At 67.6% G+C, this 18,625-nt stretch carries 15 protein-coding genes; 5 read left to right on the forward strand and 10 right to left on the reverse strand.

What is annotated here, in order from left to right:
- The first annotated feature begins 126 nt into the window (after positions 1 to 126).
- Positions 127 to 2,247: an NACHT domain-containing protein gene (locus ACFVWG_RS17060; RefSeq protein WP_391544233.1), complete on the forward strand. Its 2,121-nt coding sequence runs from the start codon at positions 127 to 129 to the stop codon at positions 2,245 to 2,247.
- On the opposite strand, the gene ACFVWG_RS17065 is transcribed toward ACFVWG_RS17060, so the two are convergent.
- Entirely contained in the window at positions 2,234 to 3,367 is a 1,134-nt protein-coding gene (locus tag ACFVWG_RS17065; protein ID WP_391544234.1) for an MFS transporter, read from the reverse strand. The two genes, ACFVWG_RS17060 and ACFVWG_RS17065, sit on opposite strands and share 14 nt — an antisense overlap.
- A gap of 54 nt (positions 3,368 to 3,421) precedes the next feature.
- On the opposite strand from ACFVWG_RS17065, the gene ACFVWG_RS17070 reads away from it, so the two are divergent.
- Positions 3,422 to 4,150 carry an AraC family transcriptional regulator gene (locus ACFVWG_RS17070; RefSeq protein WP_391544235.1) on the forward strand — a complete coding sequence of 243 codons (729 nt, stop codon included), beginning with the start codon at positions 3,422 to 3,424 and terminating at the stop codon, positions 4,148 to 4,150.
- On the opposite strand, the gene ACFVWG_RS17075 is transcribed toward ACFVWG_RS17070, so the two are convergent.
- From ACFVWG_RS17075 to ACFVWG_RS17110, 8 genes are all read right to left on the reverse strand, one after another.
- Positions 4,123 to 4,740 (reverse strand): TetR family transcriptional regulator, encoded by a 618-nt coding sequence (locus ACFVWG_RS17075; RefSeq protein WP_391544236.1) that lies wholly within the window; start codon positions 4,738 to 4,740, stop codon positions 4,123 to 4,125. The genes ACFVWG_RS17070 and ACFVWG_RS17075 overlap by 28 nt on opposite strands.
- Positions 4,733 to 6,298: an AMP-binding protein gene (locus ACFVWG_RS17080; protein ID WP_391544237.1), complete on the reverse strand. Its 1,566-nt coding sequence runs from the start codon at positions 6,296 to 6,298 to the stop codon at positions 4,733 to 4,735. The genes ACFVWG_RS17075 and ACFVWG_RS17080 overlap by 8 nt, the downstream gene beginning before the upstream one ends.
- 233 nt (positions 6,299 to 6,531) lie before the next feature.
- The gene (locus ACFVWG_RS17085) at positions 6,532 to 7,689 is read right to left on the reverse strand and encodes an acyl-CoA dehydrogenase family protein (protein WP_391544238.1); all 1,158 of its coding nucleotides are present in this window, start codon (positions 7,687 to 7,689) and stop codon (positions 6,532 to 6,534) included.
- Positions 7,686 to 9,626: an acetyl/propionyl/methylcrotonyl-CoA carboxylase subunit alpha gene (locus ACFVWG_RS17090; RefSeq protein WP_391544239.1), complete on the reverse strand. Its 1,941-nt coding sequence runs from the start codon at positions 9,624 to 9,626 to the stop codon at positions 7,686 to 7,688. The genes ACFVWG_RS17085 and ACFVWG_RS17090 overlap by 4 nt, the downstream gene beginning before the upstream one ends.
- Positions 9,627 to 9,631: 5 nt before the next feature.
- Positions 9,632 to 11,233 carry an acyl-CoA carboxylase subunit beta gene (locus tag ACFVWG_RS17095; RefSeq protein WP_391544240.1) on the reverse strand — a complete coding sequence of 534 codons (1,602 nt, stop codon included), beginning with the start codon at positions 11,231 to 11,233 and terminating at the stop codon, positions 9,632 to 9,634.
- A complete protein-coding gene (locus ACFVWG_RS17100) occupies positions 11,230 to 12,354 on the reverse strand; it encodes an acyl-CoA dehydrogenase family protein (RefSeq protein WP_391544241.1) in 1,125 nt (374 codons plus the stop codon). Before ACFVWG_RS17100 ends, ACFVWG_RS17095 begins: the two co-directional genes overlap by 4 nt.
- Entirely contained in the window at positions 12,351 to 14,063 is a 1,713-nt protein-coding gene (locus ACFVWG_RS17105; RefSeq protein WP_391544242.1) for an acyclic terpene utilization AtuA family protein, read from the reverse strand. Before ACFVWG_RS17105 ends, ACFVWG_RS17100 begins: the two co-directional genes overlap by 4 nt.
- Positions 14,060 to 14,848 (reverse strand): TIGR03084 family metal-binding protein, encoded by a 789-nt coding sequence (locus ACFVWG_RS17110; protein WP_391544243.1) that lies wholly within the window; start codon positions 14,846 to 14,848, stop codon positions 14,060 to 14,062. The genes ACFVWG_RS17105 and ACFVWG_RS17110 overlap by 4 nt, the downstream gene beginning before the upstream one ends.
- Before the next feature lie 219 nt (positions 14,849 to 15,067).
- Here ACFVWG_RS17110 and ACFVWG_RS17115 point away from each other — a divergent pair, with 219 nt between their 5' ends.
- The 3 genes from ACFVWG_RS17115 to ACFVWG_RS17125 all read left to right on the forward strand — a co-directional run bounded on the left by ACFVWG_RS17115 (position 15,068) and on the right by ACFVWG_RS17125 (position 17,283).
- Positions 15,068 to 15,586 (forward strand): RICIN domain-containing protein, encoded by a 519-nt coding sequence (locus ACFVWG_RS17115; RefSeq protein WP_391544244.1) that lies wholly within the window; start codon positions 15,068 to 15,070, stop codon positions 15,584 to 15,586.
- 87 nt (positions 15,587 to 15,673) lie between these two features.
- A complete protein-coding gene (locus ACFVWG_RS17120; RefSeq protein ID WP_391544245.1) occupies positions 15,674 to 16,414 on the forward strand; it encodes a GntR family transcriptional regulator in 741 nt (246 codons plus the stop codon).
- A 41-nt stretch (positions 16,415 to 16,455) separates the two neighbouring features.
- Entirely contained in the window at positions 16,456 to 17,283 is an 828-nt protein-coding gene (locus tag ACFVWG_RS17125; protein ID WP_391544246.1) for an alpha/beta fold hydrolase, read from the forward strand.
- Positions 17,284 to 17,380: 97 nt separating this feature from the next.
- Here the strand turns inward: ACFVWG_RS17125 and ACFVWG_RS17130 are convergent, their stop codons facing one another.
- Positions 17,381 to 18,541, reverse strand: coding sequence for an ROK family protein (locus tag ACFVWG_RS17130; RefSeq protein ID WP_391544247.1), 1,161 nt, complete (start codon positions 18,539 to 18,541; stop codon positions 17,381 to 17,383).
- Between the last annotated feature and the right edge of the window lie 84 nt (positions 18,542 to 18,625).

An 18,625-nucleotide genomic window follows, 5' to 3' on the forward strand; every position in this document is an offset into this window, starting at 1 on the left:
CGGGATCCCTTGACAGGGTGATCCCGCTCAGTAGTCATGACAAAGCTCAAGTTGCGTGATCGTTGAACGATTCCTGCAGTGCCGATCCAAAGACCGATACAGCCAAGGACCGATACGCTCCGGAGCGTGAGGATCCGGGACTCTGTGCTGCGTGCTGTCGTGATCGTGCTGACCGCCTCGTCGAGCCTGGTCCTCCTCCCGATCGCCATCAACGTAGCCACCGGCGGCACCGCGCCCGCCTTCCTCACCCCGTACGTCGGCTGGGCGTGGCCGGTGATCGGCGTCCTCTGGCTGATCCTCGTCGGAACCGCCCTGGCCGAGGTCCGCAGCCGCCAACAGCCGACCATCTCCAGTCGCTCGGCCGACGTACCGGCCAACCGGCTGCTCCTCCTGCGCAACGTCGACGGCTACCTGAACCAGCGGGTTGCCGTCTCGCTGGCAGCCCGGACCCGGATCGCCCTCGCGCTCGACGAGCGTCCGCAGGCGGTGGTCCGGCCGTACGACTTGTTCGTCCAGCCGATCGACCGGGAACCGCGGCAACTCCCGGAGAACGCGGAGATCGCCGCCGTCTTCGACGAACTCCAGGACTCGATGTTGATCCTGGGTGCGCCCGGAGCCGGGAAGACCACTCTGCTGCTCAGCCTCGCCCGCACCCTGGCCGAGCAGGCGGCGATCGACGAGCGGGCACCGATCCCGGTCCTGGTCGACCTGGCCAGTTGGACGGCCACACCGTCGGCCAAGAGGGATGACCACCCGCGTGACAGTCCGTTGCTGGCTGGCTTCGTCCGCTGGCTGCTCGGCGAACTGAGACTTCGTTACGGCATCCCAGCGGCCGTAGGCCGAAGCTGGCTGCTGCACGGGCGCCTCGCGCTGCTGCTCGACGGCCTGGACGAAATCGACCGCTCGCACCACGACAAACTGGCAGGCGTCCTCACTGAGCTGCAGATGCACTACACGATCCCCAAACTCGCCGTCACCTGCCGCGCTCACGACTACGGTCAGCTGACCAACAAGCTCATCCTGAACGGTGCTGTGGACATCAGACCACTCACCAGGCAACAGGTCCTCGAGTACTTCGAAGCAGCAGGCCCTGCACTGGACGGGGCGCGCGCCGCCATCGAACAAGACGACGAGCTCTGGGACCTCGTCACCTCACCTCTGATGCTCAACGTCCTCCTGCTGGCCTACCAAGACCGAATCCCCGAAGACATCGCTGCTAGCGGTACAGAGGATGTCCGCCGCGACCTCTTCGACACCTTCATCGCCGAGGTCCTTTCCAGGCACCGTCCGACAAGCCGCCAGTACGACGCGCGCACGGCGGTGCGCTCCCTCTGGTGCCTGGCGTGGTTCACCCGTCAACTGGCCGGCGACCGAACTGAAATACCACCTTTTCTTGTTCCTCCGAACATTCGCGACCGAAGCCGCCCTGAGGTGGACTATCTGGCGCAGATGGCCTGCGCGCCGGCGGTGTTCGCGGGATTCACGGCAGGGTCAACGGCTGCAACGGCCGGGCAATACGGCGTAGTCCCTGGAGTGGTGGTCGGCGGATTGACGTTCCTCTACGCGCTCTGGCCGCCCGTCGAGTGGTGGTATCCCGTTGCCGTGAGTAACCCGGCGCCCCGCCGCGCAGCACTTCTGGGGTTGGCGTTCGCCGCGGGTGCCGTAGCCGCGCTCCTGATGACCGCTGCCGCGATCGGCGTAGTGGAGGCGCTGCCGCGGTGGACCGGCTTTGGGCTGGACCTGGGCGACCTCCTCACGGGCGCAGCGATCGGCCTGATCGTTGCTCGCGGCATCAGATTGCTGAAAGTCATCTTTGGCCCCCTCCGGCTGGCGCTGGCCGGCCCTGGACGCGGATGGCGTGGTGGGTGCTCGGTGGTGCCATGTCAGGGATCGCGGTCGCCGTCGCGCTGGGCGCCGACCTGTTCCCAGGAACTGAGGAAGTGGTTGCGGGCTTCCCGGTCGGTCTCGTGCTCGGCAGAGCGTGGTCGCTCGAGAGGTGGGGGGTGGCGAGTCTCGTGTCTCGCCGTCTCTACGACTTCCTGGTGCCCTGGACCGGCAACGTTCCCTGGCGCCGTCGCGCCTTCCTGCAGTACGCCGCCGACCGGTTCGTGCTGGCACGGACCGCACCCGGTGAGTACTCGTTCATCCATCTGCTCGTCCGCGATCACCTGGCCGACTGCGACCCCGACGAGCTGGCTGCCAAGGTCGATCACCGCACGACAACCCGCGTGCGCTAATACTCCGTGACGGGTTCTTTGAGGGCGTAGCCGATCAGGGCGCAGGCCAGGGGCAACGCGATCAGGGTGGACAGGGCGAGGTGCAGGGAGGTGTGTTCGGCGAGGGTGCCGAGGATCGGGGTGCCGATGCCGCCGATGCTGACGGCGAGGCCCAGCGTCATGCCGCCGGCGGTGCCGACGCGGGTGGGCAGGAAGTCCTGGCCGAGCGTCACATGCAGCGAGAACGGGATCGCCATCGCGATCGCCGTCAGTCCGAGGAAGGCGAAGAAGGCCGGGCCCGGGACGAACACCAGGCCAGCAAGAGCCGGTACGGCGACGCCGTACGCCGCGCGCAACGTCCGGACGCGGCCGAATCGGGTGGCGAACCGGCCACCGAGCAACGTCCCGAACGCGCTGCACGCGAACAGCACGAACAACGCGATCCCGCCGGTCGTCGAACCGCCACCGACCCGCTGACCGGCGTACAGGGCGATGAACGTGCCCAGCCCGACGAACACGATCGACCGGCAGATCATGATCGCCGACAACCGCAGGAACGACGGCCAGTCATCGGACCCGGGCGCGACATGGTTGCGGGCAGCAACAACTTCGGCGGATCGCACCGCCAGTCTGGTGATTACCGCACCGAACAGCGCGGGCACGATCAGCACGGGAGTCCACCGCAGTCCACCGGACGCGATGATCGGCGTGACCATGGCCGGCGCCAGCGCGAACCCGACGTTGCCGCCGACCGAGAACCAGCTCATCCCGACGTGACTGGCCCCGCTGACCGCGCGGGCCATTCGCGCCGCCTCCGGGTGGTACGCCGCGACGCCGAGCCCCGACAACGCGGCCGCGAACCACGCCAGCCAGTAGGCGTCGCCGACCCCGATCAACGCGATCCCTAGCCCGGCCGTCGTCATGCTCACCGGGATCAACCAGGCCAGCGGCCGTCGATCCGTCAGTACGCCGAACACCGGCTGCACCACGGACGAGAGCAAGGTCGCGGCCAGCGTGATCCCGGAGACCGCGACGTACCCGAGGCCGCGCTCAGCCACCAGAAACGGCACCAGCGCCGGGACACAGCCCTGGTAGATGTCAACGCACGCGTGCCCGATCGCCATCAGCCCGATCGGCCGGATTCTCCTCATCCAAAGATCGTCGCCGCCGGGCTACCTGTCTGGCTTCCGATAAAATGCCAACCTATGCCGGAAACCCGCCACTCCGACGCAACCACCGGAATCCTGCCGATCGCGGCCGGTGGTGCGATCGACGCGCACTGGCACGACCAGCACCAGATCGTGTACGCCGGTCAGGGCGTCCTCTCCGTTACTACCGACGCCGGCAGCTGGATCGCCCCGGCCAACCGCGCCATCTGGGTCCCGGCCGGCACAGTCCACGAACACCGCGCCTACGGCTACACAGCCCTGCACACCATCGGCCTCACCGAGAACCCGCTCGCCTTAGACCTCCCGTCCGCTCTAGTGGTGAGCCCACTCCTCCGAGAGCTGATCCTCACCTACACCACACCACTGCCGGAGTCACCTGAGCGCAGCAGGCTGTACGACGTACTGCTGGACCAGCTGAAGCGCTCACCCCAGCGCCCTACCTACCTGCCCACACCGCGTGACCCGCGGCTGGCTGCGCTCTGTGCACTCCTGTACGACGACCCTGCCGACAACCGCACCCTCACCGAGCTCGGCACCCACGTCGGCGCGAGTGAACGCACGCTGAGCCGACTGTGCCGCGCAGACCTCGGCATGACGTTCCCGCAGTGGCGCACCCAACTCAGACTGCACACAGCACTCAGGCTGCTCGCCGACGGTGAGTCAGTGACCCGAGTGGCGCACCAGTGCGGCTGGGCGTCGACCAGTGCGTTCATCGACACCTTCAGAAGGTCGTTCGGTCACACCCCAGGCGCTAGCAAGGCCTGATCGAGGATGCGGCTCCACTGGCGGACGATGCCGCGTCGGCGGGCGCTGTCATCCGACAGCAGGTCAGCCAGGCCCAGACCACGTGCCATGTCCAGCACGCCCTGCACCGTCTCCCGTACGCCGGGAGTCCGCTCCGAAACATCCAGTACGTCGAGGAGCGCCCGGTGTGCTCGCCGCCCGACCCGCTCTTCCAGCCGGACGATCTGCGCGCGCAGCGCCTCTTCAGTCGAGGCCGCAACCCACAGGTGTAGGGCGGCCCGGAACAGCGGACCGGTGTAGACGTCCACGAGCAGGCTGACGATCGCCTCGGTCCGTCCCGGTCCGGTGGGCAACGTGGCCGCCCTGATCTCCGCCAGCCGCACTTCGGTCATGTACTCGACCGCAGCCGCAAACAGGTCCGCCCGCGTCGGGAAGTGGTGCTGGGCCGCGCCCCGCGACACTCCGGCCCGGGCCGCGACCACAGCCACCGTGGTCGCGGCGTACCCGACGTCGGCGAGCGACTCGACCGCAGCCTCCAGCAACCGCTGCCGGGTGGCCCGGCTGCGGTCCTGCTGTGGCTCGCGGGGTTCCTTCAAACTGGCTTCACTCACGGGCGGCCTCGCGCGCTCTGAGCTCACGCCGCAGGATCTTCCCCGACGCTGCCTTCGGTACCGCCTCGATGAACTCGACCAGCCGCACCTTCTTGTACGGCGCCACTCGCGCCGCGACGTACTCGAGCACGTCGGCCTCGGTCAGCCCGGACCCCGGCATCGGCACCACGAACGCCTTCGGTACCTCGTTCCCGTCGGCCAGGACGCCGATCACGGCCGCATCCGCGATCCGCTCGTCGGTCAGCAGCACGGCCTCCAGCTCGGCCGGCGGCACCTGGTAGCCGTGGTACTTGATCAGCTCCTTGACCCGATCGACGACGTACAGATAGCCGCGGTCGTCGACGCGGCCGAGGTCGCCGGTGTGCAACCAGCCCTCGCGATCAACCGTCGCATCGGTCTCCGCCGGCCGACCCAGGTACCCCTTCATCACCTGCGGTCCGCGAATCCAGATCTCGCCGACCTCACCCTCGGCCACATCGTTGCCGTCGGCACCGACCAGCCGCTGCTCGGTCGACGGGAACAGCTTGCCGACAGCACCAGGCGGCGGCTCCGGATCGTCCTGCGGTACGGCGTGCGTGCCCGGCGACAGCTCGGTCATCCCGTAACACTGCAGCACGGAGACCAGCCCGAGCCGCTTCGCGCATGCCTCGGCCAGCTCCGCGTCGAGCGGAGCCGCCGCGGACGTCAGGTACTTCAGTGCCGACAGATCCACCCCATCCACCGCCGGGTGTTTCGCCAGCGCCAGCACGATCGGCGGCGCGACGAACGCCCGCGTGATCTTCTGTTCGTCCAGCGTGGTCAGGAACTGCTGCAGCTCGAACTTCGGCAGTACGACGACAGTCGCGCCGAGGCGGAACGGCAGGTTCATCAACACCGCTTGGCCGTAGATGTGGAAGAACGGCAGGATCGCGATGATCCGCTCCCCGTCGCCCATCTGGAAGGTCGCCTCGGCCTGCACCAGGTTGGTCGCGATGTTCTGGTGCGTCAGCATCACACCCTTGGCCGCACCCGTCGTACCGCTCGAATAGGGCAACACCGCGACATCGGAGGCCGGATCGATCGTGACCGATGGCTCGGGTGCGGTCGAGGCCAGCAGTTCCTGCACCGACCGATAGCCCTCGGCCTGGTCGCAGACGAAGATCTCCCCGACCTCGGTGCCCTCGATCGCGGCCGTCGCGACCGGCAGGAACAACGAGATCGTCACCAGGATCTTGGCCTTCGAGTCGACCAGTTGCTTGTGCAGTTCGTCGGCGGTGTAGAGCGCGTTGACCGTGGTCACGGTCGCGCCGGCCCGGATGGCGCCGTAGAAGACGACCGGGTAGAGGATCGTGTTCGGGCTGTAGAGCGCGACCACGTCACCGTGCCGGATGCCGAGCTCGGCCAGCCCGGCCGCCAGCCGCCGGGTCATCCCGTCCAGCTGGGCGTAGCTGATCTCGCGGCCGCTGACCGCGTCCACGAGGGCCGGGCGGTCGCCGTACTCCTGCGCACGTCCGAGGACCGCCTCGTGCAGCGGGACGTCGAGCAGCTCGACGGGCGGGTACTGGCTGGTGATGATCATCGGCCGGCCTCTCTGAGCGGAGTTAGTGGGCTGGGTTAGGACTTCAGCGGCACTGGAGGCGCCCAGGCACGCACCTCGCTGCGTTGGAGGAGCATCCACGATGAACACCGCATCGAGGACGCTCCTCCGCCTTGCGATGCACGCACCTGGACACCTCCAGCACTCGCCGACCTCCTAACCCAGCCCACTCGTGCCAGGAACTGTCGCTTACTACCGAGTATCTGCACCAGACCTCAGTACGACTTCGGCAGCCCGAGGCTGTGCTGGGCGACGAAGTTCAGGATCATCTCCCGGCTCACCGGAGCGATCCGGATCGCCCGAGCCGCGACCGACAGCGCGGCGACGCCGTACTCCTTGGTGACGCCGTTGCCGCCGAGCGACTGGACTGCCTGATCAGTGGCCCGTACGGCGACCTCTCCCGCGGCGTACTTGGCCATGTTCGCGGCCTCACCCGCGCCCAGGTCGTCGCCGGCGTCGTACAGGGCGGCCGCCTTCTGCATCATCAGCCGGGCGAGTTCCAGCTCGATCTTGACCTGCGCGAGTGGGTGCGCGATGCCTTGGTGGGCGCCGATCGGGGTCTTCCAGACCTGGCGTTCCTTGACGTAGGCAAGCGCTTTGCCGAGGGCATGCCGGGCGATCCCGAGCGCGAACGCGGACGCCATGATCCGCTCCGGGTTCAGCCCCGCGAACAGCTGCATCAGCGCCGCGTCCTCGGCGCCGACCAGCGCCTCGCGCGGCAGCTGTACGTCGTCCAGGAACAGCGTGAACTGCTTGTCCGGGCTGATCAGGTCCATCTCGATCTGCTGGAACTCGATCCCCGGCGTGTCCATCGGGACGACGAACAGCGCCGGCTTCAGCTTGCCGGTCCGGGCGTCCTCGGTCCGGCCGACGACCAGCATCGCCTGTGCCACATCGAGGCCGGAGATGAAGACCTTGCGCCCGGACAGCGACCAGCCGTCCTCGGTACGGCGGGCGGTCGTGGTGATGTTGTGCGAATTCGACCCGGCATCCGGCTCGGTGATCGCGAACGCCATCGTCGTGGACCCGTCGGCCAGCCCGGGCAGCCAGCGCTGCTTCTGCGCGTCGGTCCCGAACCGCGTGATCACCGTGCCGACGATCGACGACGACACGACCATCATCAGCAGCGGACAACCGGCCGCGCCGAGCTCCTCCAGCACGATCGACAGGTCACCCATGCCGCCGCCACCGCCGCCGTACTCCTCCGGCAGGTTGACGCCGAGATAACCGAGCTTCCCGGCCTCCAGCCACAGCTCGGAGGTGTTCCCGCCGCTCCGCGCCTGCCGGTCGAACCACTCGTAGCCGTACTTCTTCCCCAGCTCACCGACCGCCTTGCGCAGCGCCCGACGCTCTTCACTCTCTACGAAGCTCATGCGTTCTCCCCAACGACAGCCAGTACGGCGCCGACCTCGACCTGTTGACCCGCTTCGACATTGAGCTCACCGACAACACCATCAGCCGGCGCAGCGATCGTGTGCTCCATCTTCATAGCCTCCAGCCACAACAACGGCTGCCCCTGCTTCACCACCTCACCGACCTGCACACCGACCCGGATCACCGTCCCCGGCATCGGCGCCACCAACGACCCGGCCGCCACCTGCTGCGACGGGTCCACGAACCGCGGCACCGGTGTCAACGCCACTGACCCGAGAGCCGAGTCCACACACACCAGCCCGTCATACGCCGCCACGTCGAACACCCGCCGTACGCCGTCCACCTCGAGCACCACGCGTTCCGGAGTACTGTCGAGATGCCGAATGTTGCCCTCGACAACCAATCCGTCCCGGGTGTGCCGATAGTCAACGTCATAAGCGGTCTCGCCGACCCGGTAGCTCTTCCGCTGCGCCTGCGACGCCAGATTCCGCCACCCACTGGGCACCCGCACCGGCCCAACGCGTCCGGCCGCATCGGCCAGGGCGGCAGCCACCGCCGACAACTGCTGAGCCGCACTGCTGGATCGGCTGCCGACACCGTGTGTCTCAAAGAACGCGGTGTCGGTATCGCCCGCCAGAAACGCCGGATGCCGCAGAATCCAAGCGAGCAGATCCCGGTTGGTCCCCACCCCATGAAGAGTCGCCCGCTGAAGCTCTCCGGCCAGCCGCCGAGCCACCGCCCTCCGATCAGGGCCGTAAGCAATCACCTTCGCCAGCATCGCGTCATAGAACGGCGAAACCACCGACCCGTCCTCGACGCCGGAGTCCACCCGCAGCCCGCTTTGTGGAACATTTCTGTCACCAGGCGACAAGGATGTTCCACAAAGCGACGCTCGCCGCAGCACACCCGTTTGGGGTTGCCAGTCCTTCTGCGGATCCTCGGCGTACAGGCGCACCTCGATCGCGTGCCCGACCGTCGGCGGCGGATCCGCACGCAGCTTCAAACCATCCGCGATCGCGATCTGCAGCTCCACCAGATCGAGCCCCGTCGTCTCCTCCGTGACCGGGTGCTCCACCTGGAGCCGCGTGTTCATCTCGAGGAAGTAGAAGTTCCCGTCCTCATCGGCAAGGAACTCCACCGTCCCCGCGCCGACGTAGCTGATCGCCGCCGCAGCCTTCCGCGCCGCGTCGAACAGTAGCGGCCGCATCGACGGAATCCGCTCCACCAACGGCGACGGTGCTTCCTCGACCACCTTCTGATGCCGCCGCTGAATCGAACACTCCCGCTCACCGGCGGCCCAGATCGTCCCGTGCTGATCGGCCATGATCTGCACCTCGATATGCCGTCCAGCCGGCAGATACCGCTCGCAGAACATCGTCCCGTCGCCGAACGCCGACAACGCCTCCGCCGATGCCGCGTCGATCTCCGCCGCCAGATCCTCCAGCCGCGAGACCACCCGCATCCCGCGCCCACCGCCCCCGGCCGACGCCTTCACCAACACCGGGAGCTCAGCCTCGGACACCTCAGCCGGCGTCAGCTCGGCCAGCACCGGCACCCCGGCGGCCGCCATCAGCTTCTTGGACTCGATCTTCGATCCCATCGAGGAGATCGCGTCCACCGGCGGCCCGATCCACGTCAGCCCCGCCTCGATCACCGCCGCCGCGAACCCGGCGTTCTCCGACAGAAACCCATACCCCGGATGCACCGCGTCCGCACCAGCCCGCAGCGCCGCCTCAATCACCAGCTCGCCGCGCAGGTAGGTCTCCCCAGGCGTGTTCCCCGGCAGGTGCACCGCCGCGTCAGCCTCATTCACGTACGGCGCCGCCGCGTCCGCCGTGGAGTACACGGCAACCGTCGACAACCCGAGCGACCGAGCAGTCCGGAACACGCGACGAGCAATCTCCCCGCGATTGGCAACAAGAATCGACGAGATCATCGGACTCACATTCTGAAAACGCCGAAGGAGGACGTGCCCTCCACGGGTGCCGAGTGCATGGCGGACAGGCAGATACCGAGCACGGTTCGGGTATCCCGGGGATCGATGACACCGTCGTCGTACAGGCGTCCGGACAGGAACATCGGCAGCGACTCCGCCTCGATCTGGCCCTCGACGTACGCGCGCATCTTCGCGTCGCCGTCCTCGTCGTACGGCATGCCCTTCGCCTCGGAGGCTGCCTGCGCGACGATCGACAGCACGCCGGCCAGCTGCTGCGGTCCCATCACCGCCGACTTCGCCGACGGCCACGCGAACAGGAACCGTGGATCGAACGCCCGCCCGCACATCCCGTAGTGTCCGGCCCCGTACGACGCTCCCATCAGGATCGACACATGCGGGACCTTCGAGTTCGCGACCGCGTTGATCATCTGTGCGCCGTGCTTGATGATCCCGCCCTGCTCGTACTCGCGACCGACCATGTAACCGGTCGTGTTGTGCAGGAAGATCAGCGGAGTGTCTGACCGGTTCGCCAGCTGGATGAACTGCGCCGCCTTCTGCGCCTCCTCGCTGAACAACACCCCCCGCGCATTCGCGAGGATCCCGACGGGATACCCGTGCACCGAAGCCCATCCCGTCGCCAGCGACGAGCCGTACAGCGGCTTGAATTCGTCGAACACCGACCCGTCAACCACCCGCGCGATCACATCCCGCGGGTCGAACGGGATCTTCAGATCACCCGGAACGATGTCGAGCAGCTCGTCGGCCTCGTACAAGGGCTCCTGGTACGACGGCGCTGCCGCGGGACCCTTCTTGCGCCAGTTGAGCCGCGACACGATCTGCCGGCCGAGCCGAATCGCGTCCTGCTCGTCGACCGCGAAGTAGTCCGCCAGCCCCGACTTCCGCGCGTGCATCGATGCTCCACCGAGCGATTCGTCGTCCGCGTCCTCGCCGGTCGCCATCTTCACCAGCGGCGGCCCTGCCAGGAACACCTTGGCGCCGCCGTCGACCATCACCACGTAGTCGCTCATCCCGGGGATGTACGCACCGCCCGCGGTCGAGTTGCCGAAGACCAACGCGATCGTCGGAATCCCCTCGGCCGACAGCCGGGTCAGGTTCCGGAACATCGCACCGCCCGGGATGAAGATCTCCTTCTGCGTCGGCAGATCCGCGCCGCCGGACTCGACGAGGCTGATCACCGGCAACCGGTTCGCCCGCGCGATCTCGTCCGACCGCAACGCCTTCCGCAGCGTCCACGGATTGCTCGCGCCACCCTTGACCGTCGGATCGTTCGCCGTGATCAAGCATTCGACCCCGCAGACCACACCGATCCCCGTCACCAGACTCGCGCCGACCGTGAAGTCCGATCCCCACCCAGCCAACGGCGACAGCTCCAGGAACGCCGAGTCCGGGTCGATCAGCAGCTCGATCCGCTCCCGCGCCAGCAACTTCCCGCGCTTGTGATGCCGATCGACGTACTTCTCCCCACCCCCCGCCAACGCCTTCGCATGCTCACCCTCCAGCGCCGCCAACTTCTCCAGCATCGCCATCCGGTTAGCGTCCGAAGACGCGCGGGCGCTCGTCGGCGTGTTTTCGGACGTTGTGGTCATTTGGTGAACCCCAGTCGCTTGGCGGCCAAACCGGTCATGATCTCGTTGGTGCCGCCGCCGATGGCGAGCACCTTCTGGTCGCGGTACTGACGTTCCACCTCGGCCTCCCGCATGAAGCCGAACCCGCCGTGCAGCTGCAGCGCCTGGTCGCACACCCACTGGCCGGCCTCGACCGCGGTGTTCTTCGCGAAACAGACCGCCGTGAACACGTCCTCACCCCGCTCGGACCGCTCGGCGACCGACTGCACGTAGACCCGCGCGACGTCGATCCGCCGCGCCATCTCGGTGAGCGTGTGCTGCACGACCTGCCGCGAGATCAGCGGCTTGCCGAACGTCTCCCGGTTCCGGCACCACTCGACCGTGAGGTCAAGCGCCCGCTGCGCTCCGGCGTACGCCTGCACCGCGAGAATCAACCGCTCCGCAACGAAGTTGATCGCCAGCTGCACGAACCCAGAACCCTGCGCCCCCACCAGGTTGCCCACCGGAACCCGTACGTCGTCGAAGGCCAGCTCGGCCGTATCTGAACACAACCACCCGAGCTTCTCGAGCTTCCGCGACACCGTGAATCCCGGCGTACCCTTCTCGATCACCAGCAGGCTGATCCCATGCGCGCCAGGCCCGTCGGTCCGCACCGCGGTCGTCACAAAATCCGCGCGCACCCCCGACGTGATGTACGTCTTCGCGCCGTTCACCACGAAGAAGTCCCCATCACGCCGAGCGGTCGTCCGCAGCGACGCGACATCCGAACCACCGTCAGGTTCAGTGATCGCCAGCGAACCGATCAGCTCACCGTCGAGCGTCGGTCGCACCCACCGATCGAGCTGCTCTTGATTGCCCGCAGCAACAATATGCGGTACGGCGATCCCACACGTCAGTAGCGATGCGACCAGCCCACCCGAACCACCCGCGTAGTGCATCTCCTCGACCACCGCGAGCATGTCGCTCAGCGATCCGCCGCCACCACCAGCGGACTCGGGGAACGCAACCCCGAGCAGTCCGAGCTGACCGGCCTTCTTGTGCAGCTCGCGCGGCAGCTCGCCGTCCCGCTCCCACTGATCCAGATGCGGCAGCACCTCAGCCGCCATGAACCTCCGCACGCTCTCCCTGAAGTCGGTGCTCATAGCAACATCTCCGGAATGTCGACATATCGAGATCGTAGCCATTCGCCGACGGCCTTGGCCTGCGGATCGAACCGCGCCTGCGCGGCAACCCCTTCACCCAGCAGTCCTTCGACGACGAAGTTCACCGCCCACAGATTCGGCAGCAGGTGTCGAGTGACCTTCAGGTCCTTCGTCTCCGGCAAGAGCTCCTGGAACAACTCAACAGTCAGCGTGTGCGCCAACCACCGCCACGCCTTGTCGTCGCGCACCCACACCCCGACGTTCGCGTCGCCGCCCTTGTCTCCCGAGCGCGCACCCGCGATCCGCCCCAGCGGAACCTCGCGCGTCCGCGGTCGTCCGGTAGACGCCAGCGACGGCAACGGGATCGGCAACCCCGCATCCTCAGCCGGGGTCAGCTCCTGCGTCTCCGCCGCCGGCTCGATGATCGATCGCGACCCATCCGGCAGTACGACGACCTGCTCGACCGCGTGGATATCGACGTACCCGGCGCGGAAGACGCCGTACGGCGATCCCTCCCCAGGCGGCGCGAGCACGTGGAAGCCGGGGTAGCTCGACAACGCCAACTCGACCGCCGCGCTGGAGAATCCGCGGCCGACCACCTTCGGATCCGGATCCTTGACCGCGCACCGCAGGAAGACGCTGGCCTCCTCCTCGGAGTCAGCGTTCGGCTTCTCCGTCCACGCGAGCGTCCACCGCACCTCAGCCGGTCGCTTCGCGAGCCCACGCTCGAGCTGCGCCTTAACCAGCTCGGCCTTCTCCTCCAACTGCAGCCCGGTCAGCACGAAGTTCACCTCGTTGCGGAAGCCGCCCACGCTGTTCAACGACACCTTGTACGTCGGCGGCGGAGCCTCCCCCCGAACCCCACTGATCCGGACCCGGTCGGCGCCATCGTCTGACAGCTCGATCGTGTCGAGCCGCGTGGTCACGTCCGGACCGGCGTACCGGGCGCCCGTGATCTCGTAGAGCAGCTGAGCCTTGACCGTGTCGATCGTGACCGCACCACCGGTCTTGTCGTGCTTGGTGATCACGCTGCTGCCGTCCGCATGAATCTCTGCGATCGGAAACCCGGGCCGACCGAGGTCGTGGACCTCGCTGAAGAACGCGTAGTTCCCGCCGGTCGCCTGGCATCCGCACTCGATCACGTGCCCGGCGGCGACCGCGCCCGCCAGTTCGTCGTACTGGTTCCGTTTCCAGCCGTGGTGCGCGGCAGCCGGGCCGACGATCACGGACGCATCGGTGACGCGCCCGGTCACGACCACATCGGCCCCGGCCTGTAGCGCCTCGGCGATTCCCCAGGCACCGAGATAGGCGTTGGCCGTCAATGGTTCGCCCAGCTCGAGCTCGGCGGCTCGGTTCAGCAGGTCGTCGCCTTCGACGTACGCGATCTTCGGATGCAGACCGAGCCGGTCCGCCAGCTCCTGGATCGCCTGCGCGAGCCCGGCCGGGTTCAATCCGCCGGCGTTGCTGACGATCTTCACGCCGCGATCGAGAGCCTCGCCGAGCCCGCTCTCCAGTTGCTTCAGGAACGTCCGCGCGTACCCGAGCGACGGATCCTTCAGGCGATCCCGCCCGAGGATCAACATCGTCAGCTCAGCCAGGTAGTCCCCGGTCAACACATCCAGCGGCCCACCGGTCAGCATCTCCTGCACCGCGCTGAACCGGTCGCCGTAGAAGCCGGACGAGTTCCCGATCCGAATCGGCGCGGTCATGCGAACTGCCCCGGCTGACGACCCTTGCCCGGCATCCCCGCAAACGCCTGCACGATCCCCAACCACTCATCCGCGTCGGCACCCTCCGCGACCACATCCAGGTCGTCGCGATGCCTTCGCTGGGTCGCCAGCAAACAGAAGTCCAGCGCCGACCCACTCACTCGCTGCGCCGCATCCTCCGGTCCCCAGCTCCACACATCCCCATCGGGCCCAGTCAGCTCGACCCGAATCTCGACGTCAGGCGCAGTCCGCCCGTGCAGCATGTAGGCGAACCCACGCGTCCGCACCGCCAGATGCGCCACGTGTCGCAGGCGGTTGCTCGGCGGCCGTCGTACCCCGAGAGCGTCAGCGACGTCCTGCCCATGCGCCCACGTCTCCATCAACCGCGCGGTCGCCATCGAGGTCGCACTCATCGGCGGCCCGAACCACGGAATCTTCCCCCCAGCCGGCACCGCCTTCAGCGCCTCGGCCAGGTCCGCCCGCGTCTCTCGCCAGTAGACCAACAACTGATCGGGCGGCAACGCAGCCCCCTCGGCCGCCGCATCATCGATGTACCCAGTCGGGTTGGCCGCGCCACGCTCCAGCAGCTCCGCGAACCCCTCCGGCTCGGCGGCCGCCAGTCGCGCCGCCTCATCAGTCCAGGCCAGATGCCCGATCTGATGAGCGATGGTCCAGCCCTCAGCTGGCGTCGCCTGAGCCCACTCGCCAGCCGCCAGCCCGCCCACCAGCCGATCCAGCTCAGCACTCTCGGCCCAAAGATCCGCCAGCACCTCGTCTACATGCACGCGCACTCCCAAGCGACGGAGATCGTGCCACCGACACTGACACGATCCCCAAAAAGAATCAAGCGCGCTTGTTTTCATTCCGGCCATCGACAACGGTGCCCGCAGGAAGTTTCGTTGCATCCGTTGCGCGTTGCTGCAACGACCCGCCCGCCGCGTTGACGAAGGCAGAGCGCATCGGATCTCCTGAGGCTTCGCTGACCTCGGAACAGGAGCACGACCATGCCTCTCGGCAGACTGACGACCGGATTCCTCGCTGTGGCGTCAACAGCCGTTCTGCTGACGGCCGGCGTCGCCTCGTCCGCCGCCGCCGCGGCGCCGCCGGACGTGACCGTGTACGTTCAGAACTTCCACAGCGGGAAGTGTGCGGCCGTCCCAGGCGGGATCGCCACCCGGAAGACGCAGCTCGTCCAGTGGAATTGCGATCCGTTCGGCACGAACAGGCAGTGGTCCCGCCATGCGGTGGGGCTGGACCACTACGGCAACTGGATCTACATCCTCAAGAACGTCAAGACCAAGCAGTGCCTGACGTCCGCCGGTCGCACGGGCGGCCCGGTCTGGCAGTATCCCTGCAGCAATGGCGCCAACCAGCGCTGGTCCTACGACAACGCGCTTCGGTTGCACAGCAACAGCAGTGGGGATTGCCTCGCCGTACCGGGTGCCCAGAAGGGTGACGGCGTGAAGCTGATCCACTGGCGCTGTGGCACGGGGTACGAGCAGAAGTGGGACATGGGGAAGTAGTTCCAGACTTCGGTGGTCTATTGAGGTTGGGTTCGACGGCGGTGGAAAAGGTTTCGCTGGGGGATGCTGGTCTGTTACCCAGGAAGCATGCATGGTTCGCTGCCGGGGAAGGCCGCCGAGATCCGGGCGTTGTTGCTGAGTTTGATCGACACGCTCCCGGAGGGCGCTGCGCTGCCGCCCGAACGGGAGCTGGCCGTGCGCTGGAACGTGGCACGGATGACGTTGCGCCGGGCTGTCGACGAGTTGGTGATCGAGGAACTGCTCGTGCGCCGGCACGGGAGCGGCACGTACACGACCAGGCCGAAGGTGGCCCGGTGGCTGGGGATGATCGGGTTCTCCGAGGACATCCGCCGGCGCGGGATGCGGCCGGGGAACCAGATGCTCGAGTTCCGCCATCAGAAGGCTGAGCGTGCGGCGGCTCGGAGGCTGCGGATCCCGGTCGGGGATCCGATTATCGCGTTCACCCGGCTGCGGCTGGCCGACGACTTCCCGATGGTGGTCGAGCGGACCACTTTGCCCGCGGCGTACGTCCCAGGTCTGGAGGCCGAGGACCTCAACGGGTCCATGTACGACCTGCTGACCAACCGCTACGGCATCGAGGTGGTCAGCGGTACGTCGCGCCTCGAGCCCGTGATGCCCGATGCCAAGACTGCTGCCTGGCTCGACATTCCGGTCACTCAGCCGTGCCTGGCGACGCACGGCATCAGCTTCGACAGTCGCGACCGCGTCTTCGAGTACACCTCAGCTCTCTACCGAGGCGACCGGTACGCCTTCACCACCGAGCTCCGGATGACCCAGACCCCGCGGGCGCGGGCCACCAGTTTCTGAAATGTCGAGGTAGTTCGGCCGGCTCCGACATCCTTGGCGTGATGATCGAACAGCAGGTACAACTCCCCGACGGCCGCACGGTCCACGTCTATGACACCGGATCGACCGGCGTACCGGTGATCTGGAACCACGGCACCCCGAACGTCGGTGCCCCACCCGAACCCTTGTTCGCGGCGGCCGAGCGCCTCGGCCTGCGCTGGATCTCCTTCGACCGTCCCGGGTACGGCGGTTCTACCGTGGCGCGCGGGCGGACCGTGGCCTCGGTTGGCCGGGACACGGAGGCCGTGGCCAACGCCCTCGGGCTCGACCGGTTCGCCGTCGTCGGGTATTCGGGCGGTGGAACCTTCGCGCTGGGGACAGCGGCCTTGCTCGGCGACCGGGTGAGCGCGGTCGTGACGCTGGCCGCGATCGCGCCGTACGGGGCTGAGGGTCTCGACTGGTTCACCGGCATGGTGCCGTCGGGGATCGCGGCGCTCGGTTGTGCCGCGGCGGGTGCCGACGTGCGGGCTGCTTTGCATGACTCCGGTTTCGAGTACGACGCCGGGTTCATGCCGGCGGACTTCCAGATGTTCGAGGGTCCGTGGGGCTGGCTGGGCAAGGTCGCCGGCCCGGGACTCGACGCAGGTCCATACGGGCAGATCGACGACGACGCGTCGTACACGCAGCCTTGGGGTTGTGATCCGCGGGCGATCACCGCGCCGATCCTGCTGCTGCACGGGACGGCGGACGGCATCATCCCGCCCTCACACGGTCGCTGGCTCGCGGCGCATTGCCCGACCGCGACGCTGCAGATCCACGAAGGCGCGAGCCACTTCACGATCGTCGAGCACGCCGAGGAGGGCCTGACGTGGCTGGCGGCCCAGAACTGACGCCGTTGGCCAACCGCATCTCATGGGTTGACCCACGAGCTTGTGGGTTTTGGACCCGCATGAGGGTGCAGAACCCGCAACGGGATGGGTTAACCCATCAGATGGCGGAGGTGGTGGGGGTGGATTCGGTGCGGCGGAGGAGGTGGGCCTTGGCGTGGTCGGTGGCGGTGGCGATGGCGCCGACGAGGGAGGCGCGGTCGCCGAGGGTCGAGCGGAGGACGGCGACGGGGACCGGGAGGGTGGCTGCTAGTTCGGCGACGCGGGCGGCGAGGAGTTCGTTGTCGCCGATGCCGCCGGTGAGGATGACGGTCTCGGGGTCGACGATCGCGCTCAGGGCGGCGACGATTTCGTGGATGCGTCGGCACTCGTCCTCGACGAGCGACAGCGCGTAGTCGTCACCGGCGCGAGCCCGATCAAACAGATCCTGTACGTCGCGCAGCGCCGGATCCAACGCGCGGGCCTCGCGCAGCAGGGCGAGACCACCTGCCTCGTCCGGTTCGGCCGGCGTACCGCGTCTTGCATGTATTGTCGGCAGGAAACCTACCTCGCCGGCAGCCCCATGAGCGCCACGCAACAGCGTGCCGTTGTGCATGATCCCCGCACCGACACCCGCGCCGATCGCGATGACCGCAAAGGTCGACAACGAGCTCCCCGCACCATGCCGGTGCTCACCGATCGCGGCCAGGTTGACGTTGTTCTCCAGCAGCACCGGCCCGTCGATCCCCGCGGCCAGCTGCGAGTAGAGGTCGTAAGGCGTCTCCTGCCCCAGGTTCCACGCATACCGAACCATCGGGTCGTTGGTCAGATTCACCGCACCCGGCGTCGACACGCCGGCCGCCAGCAGCGGCACATCCGCTCGTCCAGCCTCAGCTCGTGCTTCGGCGAGCAGTTCAACAGCCTGCCGTACGACGCTCTCCGCGCCCTGGGCCTGAGTCGCCCGCTTCAACTCGGCCAGCGGCGTACCGCTCACATCGCAGACCGCGACCCGCAGGTTGGTCCCGCCGATATCGATCGCCGCGACACAACCCGCGCCCGTCGGCACGCCGTACAGGGTGGCAGTTCTTCCCGGAAGTCCGCTGCGCTGGCCGAGGGACTCAACCAGCCCGAGGGCCTCGAGCCGCTCGACGGCGGCGAAGACCGTGGGGCGCGAGAGGGCGCAGGCGACGGCGAGTTCGGACCGCGTCTGCGGCCCCGGCTGCGCGAGCAGGCGTGCCAGTACGACGGTCGCGCTCGGCGTACCGCTCACAACACGGTTCATGCTCACCTCGTCCGGACTTCTTGACTCCCTCGTCGGCCCTGATAATACTGCCCGTATGTTAGGAAAGTTGCCTAACAAATAAAA

Source organism: Kribbella sp. NPDC058245, from assembly GCF_042882005.1.
GTDB lineage: Bacteria > Actinomycetota > Actinomycetes > Propionibacteriales > Kribbellaceae > Kribbella.

Coding starts and splice junctions, on each gene's coding strand:
- ACFVWG_RS17065 (WP_391544234.1), bottom strand. CDS start 3,367: ATGAGGAGAATCCGGCCGATCGGGCTGATGGCGATCGGGCACGCGTGC.
- ACFVWG_RS17070 (WP_391544235.1), top strand. CDS start 3,422: ATGCCGGAAACCCGCCACTCCGACGCAACCACCGGAATCCTGCCGATC.
- ACFVWG_RS17080 (WP_391544237.1), bottom strand. CDS start 6,298: ATGATCATCACCAGCCAGTACCCGCCCGTCGAGCTGCTCGACGTCCCG.
- ACFVWG_RS17085 (WP_391544238.1), bottom strand. CDS start 7,689: ATGAGCTTCGTAGAGAGTGAAGAGCGTCGGGCGCTGCGCAAGGCGGTC.
- ACFVWG_RS17090 (WP_391544239.1), bottom strand. CDS start 9,626: ATGATCTCGTCGATTCTTGTTGCCAATCGCGGGGAGATTGCTCGTCGC.
- ACFVWG_RS17095 (WP_391544240.1), bottom strand. CDS start 11,233: ATGACCACAACGTCCGAAAACACGCCGACGAGCGCCCGCGCGTCTTCG.
- ACFVWG_RS17100 (WP_391544241.1), bottom strand. CDS start 12,354: ATGAGCACCGACTTCAGGGAGAGCGTGCGGAGGTTCATGGCGGCTGAG.
- ACFVWG_RS17105 (WP_391544242.1), bottom strand. CDS start 14,063: ATGACCGCGCCGATTCGGATCGGGAACTCGTCCGGCTTCTACGGCGAC.
- ACFVWG_RS17115 (WP_391544244.1), top strand. CDS start 15,068: ATGCCTCTCGGCAGACTGACGACCGGATTCCTCGCTGTGGCGTCAACA.
- ACFVWG_RS17120 (WP_391544245.1), top strand. CDS start 15,674: ATGCATGGTTCGCTGCCGGGGAAGGCCGCCGAGATCCGGGCGTTGTTG.
- ACFVWG_RS17125 (WP_391544246.1), top strand. CDS start 16,456: ATGATCGAACAGCAGGTACAACTCCCCGACGGCCGCACGGTCCACGTC.
- ACFVWG_RS17130 (WP_391544247.1), bottom strand. CDS start 18,541: ATGAACCGTGTTGTGAGCGGTACGCCGAGCGCGACCGTCGTACTGGCA.